This is a genomic window from Nonomuraea sp. B1E8 (assembly GCF_039871515.1).
Taxonomy (GTDB): Bacteria; Actinomycetota; Actinomycetes; order Streptosporangiales; family Streptosporangiaceae; genus Nonomuraea.
Map to the genome: position 1 here is coordinate 278,013 of NZ_JBDPLS010000011.1, position 22,802 is coordinate 300,814.

Here is a 22,802-nt window from a genome sequence, read left to right on the forward strand (position 1 = left end):
CGACGGCTACTGCCCGAGCTTGGACACCAGGTCGTTGATCTCGGCGGCCACCTGCGTGCCGCCGCTGTCGTACCAGCGCTTGATCTCGGCCTTGAGCTGCTCCTCGGTGAAGGTGCCCGACAGGTACTTGATCCGGGCGTCCGAGACGATCGTGTCGATCTGCGCGCCCTTAGCGACGGCGGTGGGCGAGATCACGGGCAGTGCCACGTTGTGCACGGCCGTCTTGAGGTCCTCCTCCACCAGTTCCTGCTGGAGCTTGAGCATCTCCTGGTACGGCTCCCCTGACGGCACACGCTGGTAGGCGATCCCGCCGATGGACACGTCACCCTTGGTGCTGAGCTGGATGAAGGCGTCGTCCACGTCGTTCTGGACGGTCTTGACCGCGGGGTCGTCCTCGTTGATCAGCGCGGCGGTGTCGCCGTTCTCGACCTTGAAGTTGCGGCCCTCGATGCCGTTGGTGAGCAGGACCTGGCCCTCCTTGGTCGCCAGCTTGTCGAGGGTCTTCAGCACGTTGTCGAGCTCCGCCTCGGTCCGCACGCTCTGCTTCGAGATGGCCAGGGTGTCGAGGTAGCCGGTGAACGGGTAGGAGAATTTCTTCCCGTCCGAGCGCTTGAGGTTGCCGACCATGGTGACCTTGTCGCCGTAGGTCTCCTTGTCCTGCTCGTAGAACAGGTCGAGCCACTGCCTGGAGCGGATGTTGACGTCGATGATGATGCCGCCCCTGTTCTGCTGGACGGGGTCGTTCCACTTGGCGGCGTCGAGGGTGGCGAAGTCGGGGTTGACCATGCCGCCGTCGACCATCTTCTTCAGCCACCGGTTGGCCTCGAGGAACTCGGGGGTGTCGAAGCCCGGCACGATCTTGCCGTCGCGCTCGCCCCAGCCGTTCGGCGCGCCGAACCAGGTCTCGATCACGTCGTAGGGGCTGGCGCTGGCGTAGTTGCCCGGCCACTTCGGGATGACGAGGCCGTAGGTGTCCTTCTTGCCGTTGCCGTCCGGATCCTTCTCCGTGAACGCCTTGGCGATCTCGTAGAGGTCGTCGACCGTCTCGGGCTCGTCGAGGCCGACCTTCTCCAGCCAGTCCTTGCGGATGATGACCGCCGAGCGCAGCAGCGGCCGCATCCGGTAGAGGCCGTAGGTCTTGCCGTTGATGGAGGCGTTGAGCGCCGTCTGCGCGTCGGCGGGCTTGAGGTTCGGATACTTGTCCAGCTTGTCGGTCAGATCCCAGAACGCTCCGGCCTGGGCGGCCTTGACGAACGCCGGCAGGTGCGGGTCCACGACCATGACCTGCGGGATGTCGTCCGAGGCGAGCGTGACGTTCAGCTTCTCGGTGTACTCGGCGTTGGGCACCCAGGTGATCTTCAGCTTCTTGCCGAGGAACTTCTCGACCGCCTGGTGCATCTCGCCCTTGGGGTCCGGCGCGGTGCCGAACAGCTTCGACATGAAGGTGATCGTGCCGGGATCCGCCTGGGGCGCGTCGCCGCCGGAGCAGGCGGAGGCGGTGAGGGCGACCGTTAGCGTTAACACACCGGCAAGGAGCCGCCGGCGACGGGATGCGCTCATGAGTTCCCTTTCGAATGCAGCCGCGCCTCGTTCTCCTCGAAGAAGCGCTGGCAGAGCCACGTGTTGAGGTAGATCCACGCGCCGAAGCCGGCCACCGGTGCCAGGACGGGCAGCACCGCGGTCGCGTAGGCGATGGACGAGAGCACTAGCAGCAACAGCACGGACGAAGCCGGACGCATGAGCGCTAGCTGTGTCGCTTTGGGCCAGTAGGCCCACAGCGGAAGGTCGTAGTGCACGTAGAGCGGCCCGACGTAGGCCCCCACACCGGCCAGCGCGACGAGCGCCACGAAGGTCGCGATCCGCAACGTCCCCATGCTCGGCCCGGCGGCGGACAGGTACAGGTAGTTGCCGATCAGCACGGTGGCGAGCACCGCGACGGGAAGGATCAGCAACGAGGCGCGAACGAACTCCCGCCGGTAGACGCTCCAGAAGTCCCCCCAATGAATCGATTCACCCCGAGCGTGGCGACGTGCGACGGTGTAGGCGGCCACGGTGGCGGGCCCGATTCCGAGGACCACGCCGCCGAGCAGGGTGAAGGCGATCCACATCAGGTTCAGCCTGGCCGCCCAGAAGATCTCTGAGCAGACCGCTTGAACCTTCATTGACATGGCTGGATGGCTCATCCCGCAGCACCTTCTGACGGCGTGTGCGCGGACACGGGGGCGGAGTGTTGCGCCGTGGTTCCCCCGCCGTGACAGGAGGGTGAACCCCGGTGGTGTTGCGAAATTAGTGTTGAATCGACTCAAAGTCAATGACGCGAAATCCGGAGATTTCCGTACTCGCCGATAAGCGGGGCCATCTGCCGGAACCCGATCTTGCCTCCTGCCAGGGCAGGTCCGCCCACGGAACCCTCGTCCGTCCAGCGGAACGAGACCAAATCGTTGACCGAGAACGTGACCTCACCGCCGCGTACGTCGATGCGCATCGTGTACGGGCCGTCGGCGTCGAGCACCGAGGGCAGCGGGTCGGCCCCCTGCGCGACCAGGTGAAATCCGTGGCTCTTGCGCAGGTTGCAGGTGTGCAGGGCGCGCTCCGACGCCCACATGCGGCGGAAGTAGGAGACGTGATAGGCGTCGATGTCACCGTGGTGGTACTGCTCGTAGGGGCCGGTGCGGGCGGCCAGGCCCGGGTCGAAGAGGTCGGCGCCGTTCCTGCCCCTGGCGTGGAAGAACATGATGGCCAGGCCCGGCTCCCTGATCGGCAGAAAGTCCCACTCGATCCGCACGTCGGCGGGAAACTCCGCGGGACACCACAGCACGACGTTGGCCGCCTGGCCGTCGGACGGCGGCCTGCGGCTCTCCAGGCGCATCCGGCCCTGGGGGAAGGACGTGACCCCGTCACCTTCCATGCGGAAGCCCGCCAGGTCTTCCGGGCAGGCCAGGGCGTTGCGGTAGAGCTCGGTCAAGGAGGGCTCCTTCCGGAATCGCGGTGCCCCGGGCGCGCCGGGACGCTCGCGTACGGGGCCCTCGGCGGTGGGGCCCGCCGGATGAAACGGTTCAGGGCTGGGGGCGATAGGGCGCGCTCGACTCGCGGATCACCAGGTCGGGCTGGAAGATGACCTGCCGGTGCCGGTGCTGCTCGGGCTCGGCCACCTCTTCGAGCAGTAAGTCGATGGCCGTGCGCCCCAGTAACTCGCGCGGCTGCCGCACCGAGGACAGCGGCACCGCGGCCGCCGCGGCGAAGTCGATGTCGTCATAGCCGATGATGGCCAGGTCGTCGGGCACCCGCAGGCCGTGCGTGGCCATCGCCTGGAGCAGGCCGAGTGCCATCATGTCGTTGGCGCAGAAGGCCGCCGTGGGCCGCTCGGCGGCCGGCAGCTCCGCCATGCGCTCGCCGATCACCCGGCCCTCGGCGACGGTCAGCGTGGGGGCGGTGGCGGTGAGCAGCTCGACGTCGCCCCCGGCGGCGGCCACCGCCCCGGCCACGCCCGCGTGCCGGTCGGCCACCTGTTTGACCGACATCGGCCCGCCGACGAACATGATGCGTCGGTGCCCGCGCTCGATGAGGTGCGCGCCGGCGATCTGCCCGCCCAGCCGGTCGTCGACCGCCACCGAGCACTGGAGCCCGGTGGCCGGGCTGTCGACCAGCACCACGGGAGTGCCCCGGGCGGCCAGCTCCTCCAGCCAGGGCGTCTCCGCCTCGACGGGGGTGATCAGGATGCCCATCACCCGCTGCTGTTCGAGCTGGTCGAGGTGGCGGCGCTCGCGGCCGGCGTCACCGGCGCTGTTGCACAGCACCACCATCGTGTCGTGGTCGTCGGCCACCGACTCGGCGCCCTGGGCCACGTCCACGAAGAACGGGTTGGCCACGTCGAGCACGACGAGCCCGACCGTGCGGCTGCGGCCCACCCGCAGGTGGCGGGCCACCTCGTTGCGGACGAACCCCAGCTTCTTGATCGCTTCGAAGACGCGTTCGCGGGTGGCGGGCGACACGATCTCCGGACGGTTGAGCACATTGCTCACCGTGCCCACCGAGACGCGCGCGAGCTGCGCGACCTCCTTGATGTTCCTGGTCGCCATCGATCCTCACGAGGCCGTGCCGCTGTAAGTGCATGAGCCGCTACTCGGACGTGGTCCGCGGACGCGGCCACCGTGCAGAAACCGCTGCCTGCCGGCGGGGACGGCCGGACGCCGCCCACCGTGAACCCGGCCATCATAGCGGCAATCAAGATTGAGTTGAATCGTCTCAACCCGGCCGAACATGCGGTGGCCCGCCCCCCTGCGCCCTGCGTGGTCCCGGATTGGTACGTTCACCGTCTCCAGGGTGCGAGGTCGTGGCTCCGAAGAGCTCTAAGGCTCGGCGAAGACAGCGGTGTCGAGGTCGAAGCCGATCGGGTCGGGGATGTGCAGGGTGGATCCCATGGCGACCCGGGTGACGGTTTGGTACTCGCCTTCTTCGACATCGCTGAGCACGGTGACGGTGGGCGGTACGGCGATCGGGTCCACCAGCAGCATGACGGGAACGCCGCCCGCGGCGTACATGAGAGGCTTTTTCACTCGATCGTCTTCGACGCTGCTCGGCGAGATCACCTCGGCCACCATCAGCAGACCCGAAGACATCAACTCCCGCTCGCCCCAGCGACGGCAGTCAGGCGGGGAGAGCACGAAATCGGGCTCGACCGGGGTCCGAGGTCCATCGACGCAGACATCCACGTTGCCCGCGAAGCCGTCCCAGCCACGTTCAACAAGCAGAGGAAGCAACGCACGGTAGATCAGCATCGCGATTCTCGCATGCTCGGGGGTGCCGACGGGGCGGACGATCAATCTCCCATCGATGACTTCGGCGCGTAGGCCGGGAAGGGACGGCAACGCGTCGAACAGCTCGCGGGCTGTGGCAGGAAGACGTGCGGTGTCGGTCTCGGGCGTGAGCCTGCAGGGGCGCCCGGGTGATGCCATTACCATGTCGGGCTCCCTACGTGTTCGTACAGTCACGAAGGGTACCGCATCGTCGAGGTGCCACCCAGCCGACCGGTAGGGCTGCTCAATGTCACAACGGGCCTTGTCTCCGCCTTCCGCCGGACCCGGATGCTCGTCATCGATCAGGCGGCTGCGGAGGGCCACCTGATCCCGGCCCGGGGAGGGACCCGGCCGGTTCGGCGCTGACGCCTGGAGGATCCACCACACGGACGCGGACCGCGCGGAACATGGCCGGAGTGTCCTTCAGCACCGCCAGTTTCGGGTCGGGCACCACCAGGAACGGCTCGGTCTCCAGGGCCAGCAGGGGCGCGAGCCGCCGGTCCTGCCGCAGGGCGCCGACCGCCCGCCGGTCCCCTCCGAGCACCACCGCGTCCAGCTCCGCCAGGTGCGGCGAGAGCACCCGCACCGCCGTCGCCACCGCGTCGTCGAACGCCTCGGCCGCCTGCTTACGCCGCCGCCGGGCGTAGCGCTGCTGCGACCATCCCCCGGCCGCCGTGCGCCCCTGCACCAGCCGTGACCCCACCTTCGACGCGACCAGGGCGGAGCCGTGGAAGACACCGGCGGCGTAGCCGCCGAGCCGCACCAGGAACACCCCCACCCGCCGCTCCGCCGACGCGTGGGCGACCAGCCGGGTGACGTGCGGCGGCCCGGGGGGCGTCATGGGAGGGAAGGGGACGTGCAGCTCGGCCAGCGCGCCGTCGTCGGCGAGCAGCCGGACCACCCGGTCGTCACCCGAGGGGGAGAAGGGTCCGTGACGGCCGGCGAACCCGTCGATCCACGGATGCAGGCGCTCCGGCGGCACGGTCACCCACCGGCCGCCGCCGCCGCCCGGACGCGCGCTCATGATCCGAAGGCTAGCCGACACCATCACGGCCGGACGGCGCGCCCACGGGCGGAGGGCCATCCACCACCGTCGCCGCCGGACGTGCGGTCGCGGGAGGAAGGCTGACCGACACCATCGCGGTCAGGGCGAGTGAGAACAGAACCGAAGCGGAAATGTCGGTTAACTTTGGTTCGCGGGACTTCTGCGGCGGAGGTGGCTCCAGCACCATCTGTACGTGTCCTCCCTGCTCAACAGCCCCATGGTGGATCTCGACACCGGGGCCGTCATCGCGCACCCGGCCGTCGTCGACTCCGCCGGCGTCCTCAGGGCGGCCCCGCTGCCCATGGTGCTCGAACTGCCCATCCGGGTGGTGTTGTCAGGCGCGGGCGCGCTGGCTCCCCTGCACGAGGCGCTCAGGAGGGCGGGCAGACACCCGCGGGAGGCGATCCTGCTGCTCACCGGGACGTGCCACGCGCAGGACCGGCCGCTGCTCAGGGTCGGGCTGGACGGCCTGCGCACGCTCGGCTACCTGCTCGGCTTCGCGGATGCCGGCACCTGCGGCGCGGCGCTCGACCTGGTCGCGGAGTCGTCTCCGTACCTGCTGGCCCTCGGCCCCGAACTGGTGGCGCGCATCCCCTCCGACCACCGGGCGACCGCGGTGGCGCGGGCGGTGGTGTCGCTGTCCCGCGGCATCGGGGCGCACGTCCTCGCCCCTGGCGTCGAGCGCGAGCCGCAGGTGGCGGTGGTACGCGGCCTCGGCGTACGCCTCGCGCACGGGCCCCTGCTCGCCCCCGGCCCTGACGGCGAGGTACGGGTGCCGCTGCCCGTCACCGACGAGTCGCCCGCCACCGTGATGCTCGGCCCGCGCGTGCAGGAGCTGCTGATCCCGGCCGTGACGCTGCCGGAGGCGGCGCGGGCGGAGGAGGCGGTGGCGGCGTTCGGGCACGAGCCGACGATCACCAGCGTGATCCTGGTGGACGAGTTCCAGCGGCCCAAGGGCAGCCTCGACCGCAGCCGTTTCCTGCTGTCGTTCGCCGCCCGCTACGGGCACGCCCTGCACGGCGCGAAGCCGGCGCGGCGGCTGGCCGACCCGCCGCGCACGGTCCCGCGGACGACTCCTGCGGTCGCGGCCATGCAGGCGGCGGGCCGGGACGCGGCCCGCGTCTACGACGACCTGGTGGTGACCGACGAGCTCAACCGCTGCCTGGGCATCGTGCGCGTCTCCGACCTGATCAGGCAGGTAACGTCGATCAGAAGCTGACGACCTGCCGCAGGCCGGACCCCTCACTGGAGGGCCGGGCGGGCGTGTCAGGGTCTCCCCCGGCACGGGCCAGACCGGGGTGTCAGAGGCGGCAGGCGTAGATGTCGGTGACCAGGATGGCCCGCGCGCCGATGTCCCAGAGCTGGTCCATCACCTGCTGGTGGCCCTTGCGCCGGACCATCGCGCGCACGGCCACCCAGCCCTCGCGGTGCAGCGGGGAGACCGTCGGCCCCTCCATGCCGGGGGTGAGGGCGATGGCCTCCTCGATGCGCTCGGCACGGATGTCGTAGTCCATCATGACGAAGTCGCGGGCGTGCACGACGCCCTGGAGGCGGCGTACGAGCTGGTCGAGGCCCTGCGTCTCCGGCGCGCTCTGCTGCTTGATCAGCACGCCCTCCGAGCGCATGATCGGCTCGCCGAACACCTCGAGGCCGACGTTGCGCAGCGTGGTGCCGGTCTCCACGACGTCGGCGACGGCATCGGCCACGCCCAGGCGGATCGCGGTCTCGACGGCGCCGTCGAGCTTGATCACGCGTGCGTCGACGCCCTGGTCGGAGAGGTATTTGTCGAGCAGCCCCGCGTAGGAGGTGGCGATGCGCCGGCCGTCGAGGTCTTTGACCGACGCCATCGTGCCCGCCATGGCGGCCAGCCGGAAGGTGGAGCCGCCGAAACCGAGCGGCATGATCTCCTCGACCGGGGCGCCCGAGTCGATCAGCATGTCGCGGCCGGTGATGCCGGCGTCGAGGGTGCCCTCGCCGACGTAGACGGCGATGTCACGGGGGCGCAGGAAGAACAGCTCGCAGCCGCTGGCCTCGTCGACCACGACGAGTTCCTTGTTGTCCCTGCGCGGCCGGTAGCCGGCCTCTTTGAGCATGGCTTGGGCGGCCTCGCTGAGGGCGCCCTTGTTGGGTACTGCCAGACGCAGCATGTCAGGTCCTTCGTTGTCTCTGTCGCTTCTCCAGGGCTTGCCGGTGACGGGCGCGTCGCGCCCTAGAGATGCTTGTAGACCTGGTCGAGCCCGATGCCCTTGGCGATCATGAGCACCTGCACGTGGTAGAGCAGTTGTGAGATCTCCTCGGCGGCTCTGTCGTCCGACTCGTGCTCGGCGGCCATCCAGCTCTCGGCGGCCTCCTCGACGACCTTCTTGCCGATGGCATGGACGCCGGCGTCGAGCGCGGCCACGGTGCCCGAGCCCGCAGGCCGGGTGGCGGCTTTCTCTGACAGCTCGGCGAACAGCTCTTCGAAGGTCTTCATGGTCTCTCTCGTCGATTGGCTGACGTGCCTGTCAAGCCTAGTCTGCGCCAGGCACTGGCGCTGCCCGGTGTCCGCCACGCGGACGCCTGCACAGACGAGCGGGGACACATCGGACATTCACTGCACTGTATCCAACCTGGTGATCGGTCTGCGAAGCCCTGAGACCAGCCACGGGCAGAAGAGCGGTACTTCCAGCGGTCTCAAGGGCTGAAACGGCGCTGCCCGCCGCACCTGGTGGGGTGCGGCGGGCAGCACATGGTCGAAGGCGTCAGCGCTCTTAGCGGCCGGAGTTGCGGCGGTAGCCGCCCTTGCCGCGCTCCCCCGAGCGGTAGCCGTCACGCGGTCCGCGGTCGTCCGGGCGCCCGCCGCCGGAGCGGTAACCGTCGCGCGGACCGCGCTCGTCGGTGCGGTAGCCGCGCTCGCGGTCGGCCGAGAACGGGCGGCCGCGGTCGGAGGCGTAGCGCGGCCCCGTGGCAGCGCGGTCGTCGGAGCGGAACCCGCCCCGCTGGCCGCGGTCGTCCTGGCGGTAGGGGCGGTCGTCGGAGCGGTGGCCGCCGCGCGGCCTACCGTCACGAGGCTCCTGGCCGCGGCTGAAGGGACGCTCGCCCTCGGCGTGCCGGCGCGGACGCCGGTCACCGTCGAACTCCCTGCGCGGGCGGCGGTCGTCACCCGACGCGAACGGCCGCTCGCCGCCCTCGTCGTGGCGGCGCGGACGCCGGTCGCCGTCGAAGTCGCGGCGCGGGCGGCGGCCGCGGCGCTCGGAGCCGTTGTGGCCGCCGTCGCGGCGGGGCCGCAGCGGCTTGCGCACGTCGGGCTCCCAGACGGGGACGGCTTCACCGCTCGGCGTGCGGGCCCCGGCGACCTCGGCGAGCCTGGGGTGGCCCGGCGTGACCTTCAGGCGGAACGGGTGGATGCCGGCGCGCCGGGTGAGCGCGTCGGTCGAGCGCCGCTCGTTGGGCAGCACCAGCGTGACCACGGTGCCCTTCTCGCCGGCGCGGGCCGTACGGCCGCCCCGGTGCAGGTAGCTCTTGTGGTCCTGCGGCGGGTCGACGTGCAGCACGAGGCTGATGTTGTCGACGTGGATGCCGCGCGCCGCGACGTCGGTGCAGACGAGCACACCGATGGAGCCCTCGCGGAACTCGGCGAGGATGCGGGTGCGCTGGTTCTGGCGCTTGCCGCCGTGCAGGCCGCCGGCCTTGACGCCGACCCTGGCCAGCTGCTTGCAGAGCCGGTCGACGCCGTGCTGGGTGCGGACGAAGATGATCGTACGGCCCTCGCGGTTGGCGATCGCGGCCGTGACGTCGAACTTGTCGTCGCGCGTGACCTGCATCACGTGGTGCTCCATGGTGTCGACCGGAGAGGTCGCGGGGGCCACGGAGTGGGTGATCGGGTCCTTCAGGAAGCGCCGTACGAGCTTGTCGACGTCGCCGTCGAGCGTGGCGGAGAACAGCAGCCGCTGCCCGTCGGCCGGCGTCTGCGCGAGCAGCTCGGTGACGACGGGGAAGAAGCCGAGGTCGCACATGTGGTCGGCCTCGTCGAGGACGCTGACCTCGACATCGGACAGGGAGCACTCGCCCTGCCTGATCAGGTCGCCCAGGCGGCCGGGGGTGGCGATGACGACGTCGACGCCGCGCCGCAGCGCCTCGATCTGCTTGCCCATGGACATGCCGCCGACGACGACCTTCATGCGTAGCCCGAGGCCGCGGCCGAGAGGCTCGAGGGCGTCGTGCACCTGGAGCGCGAGCTCGCGGGTCGGCACGAGGATCATGGCCTTGGGCCGGCCGGGGGCGGGCCGCACACCCGCGATGCGGGCCATGGTGGGCAGGCCGAAGGCGAGCGTCTTGCCGGAGCCGGTCTGGCCCCGGCCGAGCACGTCGTGGCCGGCGAGCACGTCGGGGATCGTCGCGCTCTGGATGGGGAAGGGGCTGTCGAAGCCCAGCTTGGCCAGCCCGTTGACGAGCGGCTTCGGCAGGCCGAGCAGCTCGAACTCGGAGGGGCCAGGCTCGGGAGTGGTCTCGCCGAGCTCGGGCATGACAGCGTCAAGCATGGTCACGAAAGTCGTGCCTTTCCGTCGAAGTGGCGCGTCACTTCTGCGAAAGGACGAGCCGGGACGTACGGCGCTGGCCGTACATGTTCAAGGGCACCCGCCGTCGGGGCGGGTCGAGAATGAGGGGGACACACCGGGGCACCGGCCGCAGACGACGCGAGACGCGCAATGAGACGTCAGGTGCGTTTGGTGCCAACGCCGGGATGTTATCGGATATTCCCCGGATGGGTACGGACCTTCCAGAACCCGCTCTGGCACACACTGAGACGGCCGACGCTTTACGCCAGCCGTGACAGCAGAAAAGATCAGACGTTGAAGCCTAGCATACGCAGTTGCTCGCGGCCCTCGTCGGTGATCTTGTCAGGCCCCCATGGCGGCAACCAGACCCAGTTGATCTTGACGTCGGAGACCATGCCGTCCAGCGCGGAGTGGGCCTGATCCTCGATGACGTCGGTCAGCGGGCAGGCCGCGCTGGTCAGCGTCATGTCGATGGTCGCCACCGGCTGCCCGCCGTCGGACGGGTCGAGGTTGAGCCCGTAGATGAGGCCCAGATCGACCACGTTGATGCCGAGCTCGGGGTCGACGACGTCCTTGAGCGCCTCCATGACCTCGTCGACACTCGTGTCACCGTCGAAGCCGGTCGGGGTCTCCACTGGCTTGCTCATGACCTCTCCTTCGCCGTCGTGAGTGAACCGCCGGGTCGCATCATGCCTTCGTTGCGCTCGCTCACGTGGCAGCGCTCCTCACTACAGCGTCTTTGTAGGCCATCCAGGAAAGCAACGCACATTTCACCCGCGCCGGGAACTTGGCGACGCCCGCGAACGCGACCGCGTCGCCGAGCACCTCCTCGTCGGCCTCCACCTTGCCCCTGCCCTGCATGAGCCGGGTGAACTCGTCGACCACGGAGAGCGTCTCCTCGACCGTCGAGCCGGTGGCCAGCTCGTGCAGCACGGACGCGGCCGCCTGGCTGATCGAACAACCCTGGCCGTCGTAGGAGACATCGAGGATCTTGCCGGCGTCGCCCACCTTGACCCTGAGCGTGATCTCGTCGCCGCACGTCGGGTTCACGTGATGAACCTCGGCGTCGTACGGCTCGCGCAGCCCCCGCCCCTGCGGGTGCTTGTAGTGTTCCAGGATCAGCTCCTGGTACATCGACTCGCCGATCATGGCTATGCGAACACCTTCTGAACGTGATGGAGGCCACGCACCAGAGCGTCGATCTCGCCCGTGGTGTTGTACAGATAGAACGACGCCCGCGTGGTCGCCGGTATTCCGAAGCGTAGATGCAGGGGGCGCGCGCAGTGGTGCCCCACACGCACGGCGACGCCGAACTGGTCGTCGAGAATCTGCCCCACGTCGTGCGGGTGGATGCCCTCCAGCGTGAACGACAGCGTGCCGCCGCGCTCCTCGATCGTGTCAGGACCGATGAGACGCAGGCCGGGCACCTCGCGCAGGGCGTCGAGCGCGTAGGCCGTCAGCGTGCGCTCGTGGGCCTCCACGGCCTCCATGCCGACGCCGGTGAGGTAGTCGACGGCCGCGCCGAGCCCGATGGCCTCGACGATCGGCGGCGTGCCCGCCTCGAACTTGTGCGGGATGGGCGCGTACGTCGAGCGGTCCATCCAGACCGCCTCGATCATCTCGCCTCCGCCCAGGAACGGCGGCATCGCGTCGAGCACCTCGGCCCTGCCCCACAACACGCCGATGCCCGAGGGGCCGACCATCTTGTGACCGGTGAAGGCCACGAGGTCGGCGCCGAGCCGGGCCACGTCCACCGGGTGGTGCGGCACGGACTGGGAGGCGTCGAGCAGGACGAGCGCGCCCACCTCGTGGGCCCGCGCGGCCACCTCGGCGACCGGGTTGACGGTGCCGAGCACATTGGACTGGTGGGCGATCGAAACGATCTTCGTCCGCTCGGTGATGAGGCCGGGGTCGTAGTCGAGCCGCCCGTCGCCGGTGACCCCGAACCACTTCAGCGTCGCGCCGGTGCGCTGCACGAGCAGCTGCCACGGCACGATGTTGGAGTGGTGTTCCATCTCGGAGATGACGATCTCGTCGCCGGGGCCGAGCGTGAACCGCGGATCGGTAGAGGCGGGGTTGCCGAAGGAGTAGGCGACCAGGTTGAGCGCCTCGGAGGCGTTCTTGGTGAAGACGACCTCGTCGCGCGAGGGCGCCCCGATGAAGCCCGCGACCTTGTCACGGGCGCTCTCGTAGGCGTCGGTCGACTCCGCGCCCAGCACGTGCATCGCCCGGCCGACGTTGCTGTAGTGGAGCGCGAGGTGGTCGCGCATGGTCTCGATGACCTGGTTGGGCTTCTGCGAGGAGTTGCCCGAGTCGAGGTAGACGAGCGGTCGCCCGTCGGGCAGCTCGCGGGAGAAGACCGGGAAGTCCTTCCTGATCTTCTCCACGTCCAAGCCGTCGTATGTCATGCAGATGCCTTCGTGTACTGCTCGTAGCCCTCCGACTCGAGCTTGTCGGCCAGCTCGGGGCCGCCCTCCTCGACGATCCTGCCGCCCGCGAAGACGTGCACGAATTCGGGCTTCACGTACCGCAGGATGCGCGTGTAGTGGGTGATCAGCAGCACGCCGGTCTCGCCGGTGGCGCGGAAGCGGTTGATGCCCTCCGACACCACGCGCAGCGCGTCGACGTCGAGACCGGAGTCGGTCTCGTCGAGCACCGCGATCTTCGGCTTGAGCAGCTCGAGCTGGAGGATCTCGTGGCGCTTCTTCTCGCCGCCGGAGAAGCCCTCGTTGAGGTTACGCTGGGCGAAGGCGGCGTCGATGGCCAGCGCGTCCATGCCGTTCTTCAGGTCCTTGGCGAACTGGCGCAGCTTGGGCGCCTCGCCCTGGACGGCGGTGACCGCCGAGCGCAGGAAGTTGGAGACCGACACGCCGGGAACCTCGACGGGATACTGCATGGCCAGGAACAGGCCGGCGCGGGCCCGCTCGTCGACCGACAGCTCCAGCAGGTCGACGCCGTCGAGCAGCACCTCGCCGCCGGTGATGGTGTATTTCGGGTGACCGGCGATCGCGTAGGCGAGCGTCGACTTGCCCGAGCCGTTGGGGCCCATGATGGCGTGGGTCTCGCCGGACTTCACGGTCAGGTTGACGCCGCGCAGGATTTCCTTGTCCTCGACGGCGACCTTCAGGTCACGGATCTCTAGGGTGGACATGTCTTCTATGACTCCTTCGAGAGCGAGACGAGGACGTCATCGCCGTCGATCTTGACTGTGTATACGTTCACCGGCCGGGTCGCGGGCGGCCCCGTGGGCTTGCCCGTACGGACGTCGAAGCACGAGCCGTGCAGCCAGCACTCCAGCGTGCCGTCGTAGACCTCGCCCTCGCTGAGCTTCACCTCGGCGTGGGAGCAGACGTCGCGCAGGGCGAAGACCTCGCCGCCCTTGCGCACGAGCGCGACGGGGGTCTCCTCCACCTCGACGCCGATCACTCCCCCGTCGGGGATATCGTCGAGTGCGCACACCTTCTCGAATGCGGTCATCGGGACAGCTCCGCCTCCACCGCGCTGAGCACGCGCTCGCGGATCTCCTCGACCTGGATCTTCTCGATGAGCTGGCCGAGGAAGCCCCTGATGACCAGGCGGCGGGCCTCGTCGTAGGGGATGCCGCGGGCCTGGAGGTAGAAGATGTGCTCGTCGTCGAGGCGGCCGGACGCGGAGGCGTGCCCCGCTCCCGCGACCTCGCCGGTGAGGATCTCCAGGTTGGGCACCGAGTCGGCGCGCGCGCCGTCGGTGAGGATGAGGTTGCGGTTGAGCTCGTAGGTGTCGGTGCCCTCGGCCTCCACCCTGATGATCACATCGCCGATCCAGACGGCGTGCGCCTCCTCGCCCTGCAGGGCGCCGCGGTAGTCGACGTTGCTCTTGCAGTTGGGCTGCGAGTGGTCGACGAGCAGGCGGTGCTCAAGGTGCTGGCCGGCGTCGACGAAGTAGACGCCCGACAGGTCGGCGTCGCCGCCGGGGGCGGTGTAGGACACGCTGGGCGACAGGCGTACGAGGTCGCCGCCGAGCGTCACCACGAAGCTGCGGAAGGTCGCGTCCTTGGCGAGCTGGGCGTGGTGGTGGGAGACGTGGACGGCGTCGTCCTCCCAGTCCTGCAGGCTGACGACCTTGAGCGTGGCGCCGTCGCCGACGACGAACTCGACGTTGTCGGCGTAGACCGCGTGCCCCTGGTGCTCGATGATCACCACGGCCTCGGCGAGCGGCTCGACCTTGACCACGATGTGGCCGAAGGTGGCGCCGTCGAGGCCGCCGCCGCGCACCTCGACGCGGACCGGCTCGTCCGGCGTGGCCTCCTTGGGCACGGTCACGACCAGCGCCTTCTCGAAGGCGGAGTAGGCCTGCGCGCTGACCCGGTCGGCCGGCACGTAGGCCTGGCCGATGCGGGGGTCGCCGCGCCCCACCCACTCGGCCGTGACGCCGGCAGGTGTGGAGACCTGGGTGAGCGCCTGGCCGGTGATCTCGGCCTTGCCGTTGTGCAGCCCCTTCAGGCGCGAGAGCGGCGTGAACCGCCACGCCTCCTCGCGCCCGGTCGGGACGGCGAAGTCGGCCAGCTCGTAGGACGCCTTCTCGTGCAGGGTCGACAGGGGCTTCTCGTTCAGGCCCATCAGCCGACGGCTCCTTCCATCTGCAGCTCGATCAGCCGGTTGAGCTCGAGGGCGTATTCCATGGGCAGCTCGCGCGCGATCGGCTCCACGAAGCCGCGCACGATCATGGCCATCGCCTCGTCCTCGTCGAGCCCGCGGCTCATGAGGTAGAAGAGCTGGTCCTCGCTGACCTTGGAGACCGTGGCCTCGTGCCCCATCGACACGTCGTCCTCGCGGACGTCGACGTACGGGTAGGTGTCGGAGCGGCTGATCTGGTCGACCAGCAGCGCGTCGCACTTGACGGTGCTGGCGCTGCCGTGGGCGCCCTCCTCGATCTGCACGAGACCGCGGTAGGAGGTGCGGCCGCCGCCGCGCGCCACCGACTTGGAGATGACGCTGGAGCTCGTGTGGGGCGCCAGGTGCACCATCTTGGAGCCGGCATCCTGGTGCTGGCCCTCGCCGGCGAACGCGACGCTCAGCGTCTCGCCCTTGGCGTGCTCGCCCATGAGGTAGACGGCCGGGTATTTCATCGTGACCTTGGAGCCGATGTTGCCGTCGATCCACTCCATGGTCGCGCCTTCGTACGCCACGGCGCGCTTGGTGACCAGGTTGTAGACGTTGTTGGACCAGTTCTGGATGGTCGTGTAACGGCAGCGGGCGTTCTTCTTGACGATGATCTCGACGACCGCGCTGTGCAGCGAGTCGGAGGAGTAGATCGGCGCGGTGCAGCCCTCCACGTAGTGGACGTAGCTGTTCTCGTCGACGATGATCAGGGTCCGCTCGAACTGGCCCATGTTCTCGGTGTTGATCCGGAAATAGGCCTGCAGCGGGATCTCGACCTCGACGTTCGGCGGCACGTAGATGAACGAGCCGCCCGACCACACGGCCGTGTTGAGCGCGGCGAACTTGTTGTCGCCCACCGGGATGACCGAGCCGAAGTATTCCCTGAAGAGGTCTTCGTGCTCCTTCAGGCCCGTGTCGGTGTCGACGAAGACGACGCCCTTCTCCTCGAGGTCCTCACGGATCTTGTGGTAGACGACCTCGGACTCGTACTGGGCGGCGACGCCGGCGATGAGGCGCTGCTTCTCCGCCTCGGGGATGCCGAGCTTGTCGTAGGTGTTCTTGATGTCGGCGGGCAGCTCGTCCCAGGACGTGGCCTGCTTCTCGGTCGAGCGTACGAAGTATTTGATGTTGTCGAAGTCGATGTCCGTGAGGTCGGAGCCCCAGGTCGGCAGCGGCTTCTTGCCGAACAGGCGGAGGCCCTTCAGGCGAAGGTCGAGCATCCACTCCGGCTCGTTCTTGAGCGCGGAGATGTTGCGGACGACCTCCTCGGACAGGCCACGCCTGGCCGTCGAACCGGCGGCATCCGAGTCGGACCAGCCGAACTTGTAATTCCCGAGGCCTTCCAGCTCCGGGCGGTCGGTGACAGTCACCTTCCGGTCTCCTTGCTCTTGTCTCTATGTGCGGATTCGCCCAGCGTCTGCGGGCTCACGTGTGTCGTGCAGACCCCGTCGCCGTGGGCGATCGTGGCCAGGCGCTGCACCGGGACGCCGAGCAGCTGCGCGAACGCCTCCGTCTCGGCCTCGCACAGCTGCGGGAACTCCGCGGCCGCGTGTGCCACCGGGCAGTGATGCTGGCAGAGCTGGTCGCCCCCCGATTTGGCCTTGCTGGCCGAGGCGGCGTACCCCTCCGCCGACAGCGCCTGCGCCAGCACCTGCACGCGCTGGTCCGCCGGCACCGTCCGCATGGCCGGCTCCAGCCGCCTCACCAGGCTCGAGACCTGCGAGCGGGCGAAGTCGGCCACCGCTTCCTCTCCCATGCGCTCGGCCAGGAAACGCAGCGCGCTCCCGGCCAGGTCGTCATAGGCGTGCTCGAAAGCGCTGCGCCCCGCGTCGGTGATGGCGAACAGCTTGGCCGGCCGCCCGCGACCGCGCTGTCCGCGCGGGCGCGCCATGCGAGGCTCGATCATCCCGCCGGCCAGCAGCGCGTCCAGGTGCCTGCGGACGGCGGCGGGCGTGAGCCCGAGCCGCTCGCCGAGCGCTCCGGCCGTGACGGGACCATGCTCCAGAATCAGCCTGGCGACACGGGCGCGGGTGCCGCGCTCGTTGCCGGGCTCGCTCAGGTGCATGTTTTTCACAACATCAGTGTGCCGTAATTCCTTCCCGCTTCACAAACGGATCCGGAAACGGGGTGAATGCAATTTCTCACGCAGGGTAGGCTTACCTAACTTGCGGGCGGCCCAGGACGGCGAAGGTCAGGGCCGAGCCGAGGATGAGCGCCAGCATGACACCGGCCATGGGCACGGCACTGGCGGATCCGACCAGCCCGACCAGCGGGGCCGCGACCGCGCCGAGCGCGAACTGCAGCACGCCGAGCAGCGCGGAGGCGCTGCCCGCCACCTGTGCGGGCTGCGAGGCCAGCGCCAGCGCGCCCGTGCCCGGCAACACCAGACCCTGGCCGAGCATGATGACGAACAACCCGCCGACGATGTACCACAGGCCGAGCCCGGCGAGCGCGGCCGACAACAGCAGCGCGGCTCCGGTCAGGCCGATGGCCAGCCCGATGAGCACCAGCCGGGCCGGCGGCACCCGCCCCGACAGCCTGCCGCCCAGCTGGGCCGTGACGATGAGGGCGAGCGCGTTGAGCCCGAAGATGAGGGAGTACTGCTGGGGCGTGGCGCCGTACACCTCCTGGAGCACGAACGGCGAGCCGGAGATGTAGCTGAACATCGCCCCGAACGCCAGCCCGGCCGTCAGGGCGGAGCCCATGAACGGGCGGTCACGCAGCAGCCGCCAGAACGTGCGCACGGTGTGCCTGAGGCCGCCGCTCTCGCGCTCGGCCGCGGGCAGCGTCTCGCGCACGCCCGCCAGCATGGCCAGCAGCAGCACCAGGCCGATGAGGCTGAGCACCACGAACACGCCCCGCCACGACGTGAACGCCAGCAGCTGGGCGCCCGCGATCGGCGCCAGGATGGGGGCCAGGCCGCTCACCAGCATGAGCGTGGCGAAGATGCGGGCGATGGCGGCGCCGTCGTAAAGGTCGCGCACGACAGCCCGCACGATGACCAGCGCCGCGCCGCCCAGCATGCCCTGCAGCAGCCGGAACGCGATGAGCATGGGCACCGACGGCGCGAACGCGCACAACAGCGAGGCCGCCATGAATCCGGCCACGCCCACCATCAGCGGCACCCTCCTGCCGCGCACGTCGCTGACCGGCCCGGCGATCACCTGGCCGACGGAGACGCCGATGAGGCAGGCGGTGAGGGTGAGCTGCACCTGCGCGGGGGCGCTCAGCATCTCGGAGGTGATGGCGGGCAGCGCGGGAAGGTACATGTCGATGGAGAGCGGCCCGATCGCCGACAGCGCTCCGAGGATCAGCAGCAGCAGCCCGCGGCGGCTCCTTCGCTCATGAACGACGACGGCGGACGTGGCCTCTGCCACGGACATGGATGCCCCTCTCCCTCGCGGACCGGTGGCCCACGAGGGCCGATGGATCAAACCACCACCGGCTTCTCCTGATTCCCGGTCATCAGATATTTCTTGGGAATCCCATGACCCGGACGAGGAACGCCGATCCGGCCGGGCTCACCTGCGGCCGGGACCGCCCGCCGCAGTCCCTAAACTCATGGCATGGACTCCCCAGCCGTCGAGATCATCGACCTGGTCAAACGTTATGGCGGCACCACCGCCGTCGACGGCCTCACGCTCCGCGCCGAACGCGGGGCGGTCACCGCGGTCCTCGGCCCCAACGGCGCGGGCAAGACGTCCACGGTGGAGATCTGCGAGGGCTTCCGCGAGGCCGACGCGGGCACCGTCAGAGTGCTCGGCCTGGCGCCCGCGCTGCCCGAGCTGCGGCCGCGCGTGGGAGTCATGCTGCAGGCGGGCGGCGTGCCGCCGGCGATGCGCTGCGCCGAGTGGCTGCGCCTGGTCTCCCGCTTCTACGCCCGTCCCCTCGACACGGACGCGCTGCTCGCCCGGCTGGGGCTGACGGAGCACGTACGCACCCCCTACCGGCGGCTGTCGGGCGGGCAGCAGCAGCGCCTGTCGCTGGCCGCGGCCGTCGTCGGGCGGCCGGAGCTGGTCTTCCTCGACGAGCCGACGGCAGGGCTCGACCCGCAGGCCAGGCACGCCTGCTGGGATCTGGTGGGCGAGCTGCGCGGCGCGGGCGTGTCCGTGGTGCTGACCACCCACCACATGGACGAGGCCGAGCGGCTGGCCGACCACGTCGCGATCATCGACAGGGGGCGGGTCGTGGCCGAGGGCAGCCCCGCCTCGCTCACGGGCGCCGAGCGCCAGCTGCGGTTCAGGGCGCGGCCGGGGCTGGCCCTGGAAGAGCTGCTCAACGCGCTGCCCACGGGCAGCGCGGCCAAGGAGTCACCCGCCGGGCACTACATCATCGAGGGCCTGGTCGGGCCCGAGCTGCTGGGCACGGTGACGGCCTGGTGCGCCTCCGAGGGCGTCACGGCCGACGACCTGCGCATCGAGCGCCGCACCCTCGAAGACGTGTTCCTGGAGCTGACCGGCAGGGAGCTGCGATGACCGCTCGGCCCGCACCCGCTGGAGGCGCGATGACCACGCTGGACCTCACCCCCGCGCCCGGCGCGGCGCCGTTCCCGCGCATGGTGTTCGCGCAGGCGTGCGCCGAGGTCCGCGCGACCCTGCGCAACGGCGAGCAGTTGGCGCTCACCCTGGTCCTCCCGGTGTTGCTGCTGGCGGGGTTCTCGATGATGCCGCTGATCGACGTCGGCGGCAGCCGGGTCGACTTCCTGACGCCCGGCGTGCTGGCCCTGGCCGTCATGTCCACGGCGTTCACCGGCCAGGCCATCGCGACCGGGTTCGAGCGCCGCTACGGCGTGCTGAAGCGGCTGGGCGCGACCCCGCTGTCCAGAGCCGGTCTCATGCTGGCCAAGACGGCCGCCGTCGTGGCCGTGGAGGTCATCCAGGCCGTCGTGATCGTGGCCGTGGGGCTGGCGCTGGGGTGGCGGCCGCACGGGTCGTTCCTGAGCGCCGCGCTGCTCGTCGTCGTCGGCACGGCGGCGTTCAGCGGCCTGGGGCTGCTCATGGCGGGCACGCTGCGCGCCGAGGCGACGCTGGCCGCCGCCAACGTCGTCTACCTGGTGCTGCTGGGCGCCGGCGGGGTGGTCTTCCCGCTGTCGAAGTTCCCCGAGGGGATGCGGCCGGTGCTGGAGATCCTGCCGATCTCGGCGCTGACCGGCGGGCTGCGATCGGTGCTCGCGCAGGGCGCGGCGCTGCCGCTCGTCCCGCTGGCCGTGCTGGCGGCGTGGGCGGTGTTGTCGCTGGGGCTGGTCTCGCGCACCTTCCGCTGGGAGTGAAGGAGAGCCCCGGGCGGCGGTGACCGCGAGGCGGGGACCGCCCGGGCCTCATTCCGGTTGCGGCTGGGGCGCCTCGGGGCCGAGGGCTCCGTAACGGCGCCTGGCGAGCGCGGCCACCACGGTCAGCGGGACCGCCGCGCCCGCCGCCAGGCCGAACAGCAGCGCGTACCTGCCGTGGTCGGCCAGCGGCCCGGCCGCCCAGGACGCCGCCGCGCTGCCCACGAACAGCGCCGAGGCGAAGAACGCGATCGTCGTCCCCCTGGCCTGCGGCACCACCGAGGTGGCCCACGTCTGCAGCGACGAGTGCAGGAACGACCAGCCGCCGCCGAGCAGCAGCGCCGTCACGGTCACGGTCGGCAGGCTCACGTGCACGGTCACGATCGCGAAGCCGGCGCACAGCTGCGCGCCGCCCACCGTCATCAGCACCGGCGCGGGCCAGCGTCCCACCAGCCGCTTGACGAGCTTGGACAACGCCCACAGACCCAGCCCGTACGCGGTGATGGCGAGCCCTGCCACGGCGGCGGCGAACCCGGCGTGCTCCAGCGCGGTGGCCAGGAAGGGCATGACGCCGAGCAGGATCGCCCCTTCGACGAACGCCAGCCCGAACACCAGCAGCGCCCATCCGTGCCCGAGCACCGCCCCCAGGTGGCGGCCCACGCCCCGCGCGGCGCCCGCGGGCCCGGCTCGGGGCGGCTCGGGCAGCGAGCGGAGCGCGTACGCGCAGGCCAGCGCGCAGGCGGCGGGCACCACGAAGGCCACCCGCCAGTCGAGCAGGCCGGCGAGCACTCCGCCGAGGCCGGTGGCCAGCGCGGTGCCGAGGGAGGCGGCGGCCATCAGGTCCGTGAGCGCGCGCTGCCGGACCGACGCCCGGACCGTGTCGCCCACGTACGTCAGGCCGGTGGGGATCACCGCGCCGAAGCAGGCCCCTGCGACGATCCTGGCCGCCACCAGCGCCCCGAGCACGGGCATGAGGGCGGAGACCAGCCCTGCCAGCGCCGCGCCGAGCAGCGCTCCGCGCATCACCGGCACCCTGCCGAACCGGTCGGACAGCAGCCCCCACAGCGGCTGGGACAACCCGTAGGCCAGGTAGTAGCCGCTGGCGGCGGTGACGGACGCCGACAGGGACACGTCCAGGTCCCTGGCGATCAGCACGAGCATGGGGGTGACGGCGAAGCGGTCGAAGCTGCTGACGAACGACGACACGGACAGGGCCGCCGGCGGCCGCTCGATGCTCACAGGGGGGTCAGAGGCTCTCATACGTCCATAGTTCGTTCGCCTAACTAAACGATCGTGTACCACTCTAAGTGGGCAAATGTCGAAGGGCGTCAGTAGGCTCTTGGGGTTGCCCTTCTTCACAGGTGAGGAATCCCGTGTCCGCCTTCGCCCTCGACGAACCGTTCGATCGCCGCCCCGGCCTGTCGCGGGCGGGCAGCGTGCTGCGCGCCGCCGCCGACTCGATACCGCCCTCCAGCCTCGTCCTGCTGGGGATCTTCAGCGTGCAGCTCGGCGCCGGATTCGCCAAACAGCTGTTCGCGGCGCTGCCGCCGAGCGCGGTGGTGTTCCTGCGCATCGCGGCGGGGGCGCTCATCCTGGGCGCGTTCGTCAGACCGCGGCTCAAAGGGCTGGCCGGGCGTGACTGGGCGCTGGGCATCGGCTTCGGCGTGACGCTCGCGGTGATGAACCTGACCTTCTACGAGGCCCTGTCACGGCTGCCGATGGGAATCGCCGTGGCCATCGAGTTCCTCGGGCCGCTGGGCGTGGCGGTGGCGGCCTCCCGGCGCAGGATCGACCTGCTGTGGGTGGGCCTGGCCGGCGCGGGCGTGGTGCTGCTCGCGCCGTGGGGAGAGTCGGCGTCGGTGAGCTGGGCGGGGATCGCCTTCGCGATGCTGGCGGGGGCCTGCTGGGCCGGATACATCCTGCTGTCGGCGGCGGCCGGGCAACGTTTTCCCGGCACGAGCGGATTGTCGTTCGCGATGATCGTGTCGGCCGTGATGATCGCGCCCGTCGGGATCACCACCGGCGGGACGGACCTGCTCCAGCCCGAGCTGCTGCTGATCGGGCTCGGCGTGGGGCTGCTGTCGTCGGTGATCCCCTACTCGCTGGAGCTGCGGGCGCTGCGGCGCATGCCCAAGCATGTGTTCGGCATCCTGATGAGCATGGAGCCGGCCGCGGCGGCGCTGATAGGGGTGCTGCTGCTGAGCGAGTTCCTGCACGTGCAGCAGTGGGCGGCGATCATCTGCATCGTGGCCGCGAGCCTCGGCTCGACGCGGATGGCCGGCCGCGCGAAATAGCGGCGGCCCCACGAGACGGACCCACGAGACGGGCCTGCAAGACGGGCCTGCAAGACGGGCCGCCGCGCGCCCGTGGGATGGGGTCTCGGGCGCGCGGCGGGGGGCTCGGCCTCGGTGGGCGGGTGTGCCGAGCCCGGTGAAGGTCAGCGGAGTGCGGGAGTCCGCGTGACCAGGCTGACGCCACCGCCCGGCGGCGGGGATGGCGTGGTCCGGTGGTCCGATG

The 22,802-nt window shown here is 70.3% G+C and carries 23 protein-coding genes; 4 read left to right on the forward strand and 19 right to left on the reverse strand.

Annotated features, from left to right (window positions below; genetic code table 11):
- Positions 1–6: 6 nt before the first annotated feature.
- The 6 genes from ABGA98_RS32550 to ABGA98_RS32575 form a co-directional block, all read right to left on the reverse strand.
- On the reverse strand, positions 7–1,524 hold the full coding sequence (locus ABGA98_RS32550) for an extracellular solute-binding protein (RefSeq protein WP_347622235.1): 1,518 nt from the start codon (positions 1,522–1,524) through the stop codon (positions 7–9).
- 32 nt (positions 1,525–1,556) lie between these two features.
- Positions 1,557–2,183: a DUF624 domain-containing protein gene (locus ABGA98_RS32555; RefSeq protein WP_347622236.1), complete on the reverse strand. Its 627-nt coding sequence runs from the start codon at positions 2,181–2,183 to the stop codon at positions 1,557–1,559.
- 125 nt (positions 2,184–2,308) lie between these two features.
- Complete coding sequence (locus ABGA98_RS32560) at positions 2,309–2,965, reverse strand: DUF1961 family protein (protein WP_347622237.1); 657 nt, start codon at positions 2,963–2,965, stop codon at positions 2,309–2,311.
- Positions 2,966–3,056: 91 nt separating this feature from the next.
- Positions 3,057–4,079, reverse strand: coding sequence for a substrate-binding domain-containing protein (locus ABGA98_RS32565; protein WP_347622238.1), 1,023 nt, complete (start codon positions 4,077–4,079; stop codon positions 3,057–3,059).
- A 270-nt stretch (positions 4,080–4,349) separates the two neighbouring features.
- Positions 4,350–4,961 carry a Uma2 family endonuclease gene (locus tag ABGA98_RS32570; protein ID WP_347622239.1) on the reverse strand — a complete coding sequence of 204 codons (612 nt, stop codon included), beginning with the start codon at positions 4,959–4,961 and terminating at the stop codon, positions 4,350–4,352.
- A 130-nt stretch (positions 4,962–5,091) separates the two neighbouring features.
- Positions 5,092–5,820 (reverse strand): acVLRF1 family peptidyl-tRNA hydrolase, encoded by a 729-nt coding sequence (locus ABGA98_RS32575; protein ID WP_347622240.1) that lies wholly within the window; start codon positions 5,818–5,820, stop codon positions 5,092–5,094.
- A 214-nt stretch (positions 5,821–6,034) separates the two neighbouring features.
- Here ABGA98_RS32575 and ABGA98_RS32580 point away from each other — a divergent pair, with 214 nt between their 5' ends.
- On the forward strand, positions 6,035–7,060 hold the full coding sequence (locus tag ABGA98_RS32580) for an EAL domain-containing protein (protein ID WP_347622241.1): 1,026 nt from the start codon (positions 6,035–6,037) through the stop codon (positions 7,058–7,060).
- 82 nt (positions 7,061–7,142) lie between these two features.
- Here the strand turns inward: ABGA98_RS32580 and hisG are convergent, their stop codons facing one another.
- The 12 genes from hisG to ABGA98_RS32640 form a co-directional block, all read right to left on the reverse strand.
- Entirely contained in the window at positions 7,143–7,988 is an 846-nt protein-coding gene (gene hisG, locus ABGA98_RS32585) for an ATP phosphoribosyltransferase (protein WP_347622242.1), read from the reverse strand.
- Between the two features lie 62 nt (positions 7,989–8,050).
- A complete protein-coding gene (locus ABGA98_RS32590; protein ID WP_132593280.1) occupies positions 8,051–8,314 on the reverse strand; it encodes a phosphoribosyl-ATP diphosphatase in 264 nt (87 codons plus the stop codon).
- 277 nt (positions 8,315–8,591) lie between these two features.
- Complete coding sequence (locus ABGA98_RS32595; RefSeq protein ID WP_347622243.1) at positions 8,592–10,361, reverse strand: DEAD/DEAH box helicase; 1,770 nt, start codon at positions 10,359–10,361, stop codon at positions 8,592–8,594.
- Positions 10,362–10,666: 305 nt separating this feature from the next.
- Positions 10,667–11,026 carry a metal-sulfur cluster assembly factor gene (locus ABGA98_RS32600; RefSeq protein WP_347622244.1) on the reverse strand — a complete coding sequence of 120 codons (360 nt, stop codon included), beginning with the start codon at positions 11,024–11,026 and terminating at the stop codon, positions 10,667–10,669.
- Between the two features lie 61 nt (positions 11,027–11,087).
- Positions 11,088–11,528 carry a Fe-S cluster assembly sulfur transfer protein SufU gene (gene sufU, locus ABGA98_RS32605; protein ID WP_132333233.1) on the reverse strand — a complete coding sequence of 147 codons (441 nt, stop codon included), beginning with the start codon at positions 11,526–11,528 and terminating at the stop codon, positions 11,088–11,090.
- 2 nt (positions 11,529–11,530) lie between these two features.
- Entirely contained in the window at positions 11,531–12,787 is a 1,257-nt protein-coding gene (locus tag ABGA98_RS32610; RefSeq protein WP_347622245.1) for a cysteine desulfurase, read from the reverse strand.
- Entirely contained in the window at positions 12,784–13,530 is a 747-nt protein-coding gene (gene sufC / locus ABGA98_RS32615; protein ID WP_347622246.1) for a Fe-S cluster assembly ATPase SufC, read from the reverse strand. Before sufC ends, ABGA98_RS32610 begins: the two co-directional genes overlap by 4 nt.
- A gap of 5 nt (positions 13,531–13,535) precedes the next feature.
- Positions 13,536–13,856 carry a non-heme iron oxygenase ferredoxin subunit gene (locus tag ABGA98_RS32620; protein ID WP_347622247.1) on the reverse strand — a complete coding sequence of 107 codons (321 nt, stop codon included), beginning with the start codon at positions 13,854–13,856 and terminating at the stop codon, positions 13,536–13,538.
- Complete coding sequence (gene sufD / locus ABGA98_RS32625) at positions 13,853–14,977, reverse strand: Fe-S cluster assembly protein SufD (RefSeq protein ID WP_347622248.1); 1,125 nt, start codon at positions 14,975–14,977, stop codon at positions 13,853–13,855. The genes ABGA98_RS32620 and sufD overlap by 4 nt, the downstream gene beginning before the upstream one ends.
- The gene (gene sufB / locus ABGA98_RS32630) at positions 14,977–16,389 is read right to left on the reverse strand and encodes a Fe-S cluster assembly protein SufB (protein ID WP_347622249.1); all 1,413 of its coding nucleotides are present in this window, start codon (positions 16,387–16,389) and stop codon (positions 14,977–14,979) included. Before sufB ends, sufD begins: the two co-directional genes overlap by 1 nt.
- Complete coding sequence (locus ABGA98_RS32635; RefSeq protein ID WP_347622319.1) at positions 16,386–17,084, reverse strand: metalloregulator ArsR/SmtB family transcription factor; 699 nt, start codon at positions 17,082–17,084, stop codon at positions 16,386–16,388. Before ABGA98_RS32635 ends, sufB begins: the two co-directional genes overlap by 4 nt.
- Positions 17,085–17,175: 91 nt before the next feature.
- On the reverse strand, positions 17,176–18,402 hold the full coding sequence (locus ABGA98_RS32640) for a multidrug effflux MFS transporter (RefSeq protein WP_347622250.1): 1,227 nt from the start codon (positions 18,400–18,402) through the stop codon (positions 17,176–17,178).
- 183 nt (positions 18,403–18,585) lie between these two features.
- On the opposite strand from ABGA98_RS32640, the gene ABGA98_RS32645 reads away from it, so the two are divergent.
- Both ABGA98_RS32645 and ABGA98_RS32650 read left to right on the forward strand, forming a co-directional pair.
- Entirely contained in the window at positions 18,586–19,494 is a 909-nt protein-coding gene (locus tag ABGA98_RS32645) for an ABC transporter ATP-binding protein (protein WP_347622251.1), read from the forward strand.
- Between the two features lie 29 nt (positions 19,495–19,523).
- Positions 19,524–20,288 (forward strand): ABC transporter permease, encoded by a 765-nt coding sequence (locus ABGA98_RS32650; RefSeq protein ID WP_347622252.1) that lies wholly within the window; start codon positions 19,524–19,526, stop codon positions 20,286–20,288.
- 48 nt (positions 20,289–20,336) lie between these two features.
- On the opposite strand, the gene ABGA98_RS32655 is transcribed toward ABGA98_RS32650, so the two are convergent.
- On the reverse strand, positions 20,337–21,545 hold the full coding sequence (locus ABGA98_RS32655) for an MFS transporter (protein ID WP_347622253.1): 1,209 nt from the start codon (positions 21,543–21,545) through the stop codon (positions 20,337–20,339).
- Positions 21,546–21,658: 113 nt separating this feature from the next.
- On the opposite strand from ABGA98_RS32655, the gene ABGA98_RS32660 reads away from it, so the two are divergent.
- Entirely contained in the window at positions 21,659–22,579 is a 921-nt protein-coding gene (locus ABGA98_RS32660; RefSeq protein ID WP_347622254.1) for an EamA family transporter, read from the forward strand.
- Positions 22,580–22,802 lie beyond the last annotated feature (223 nt).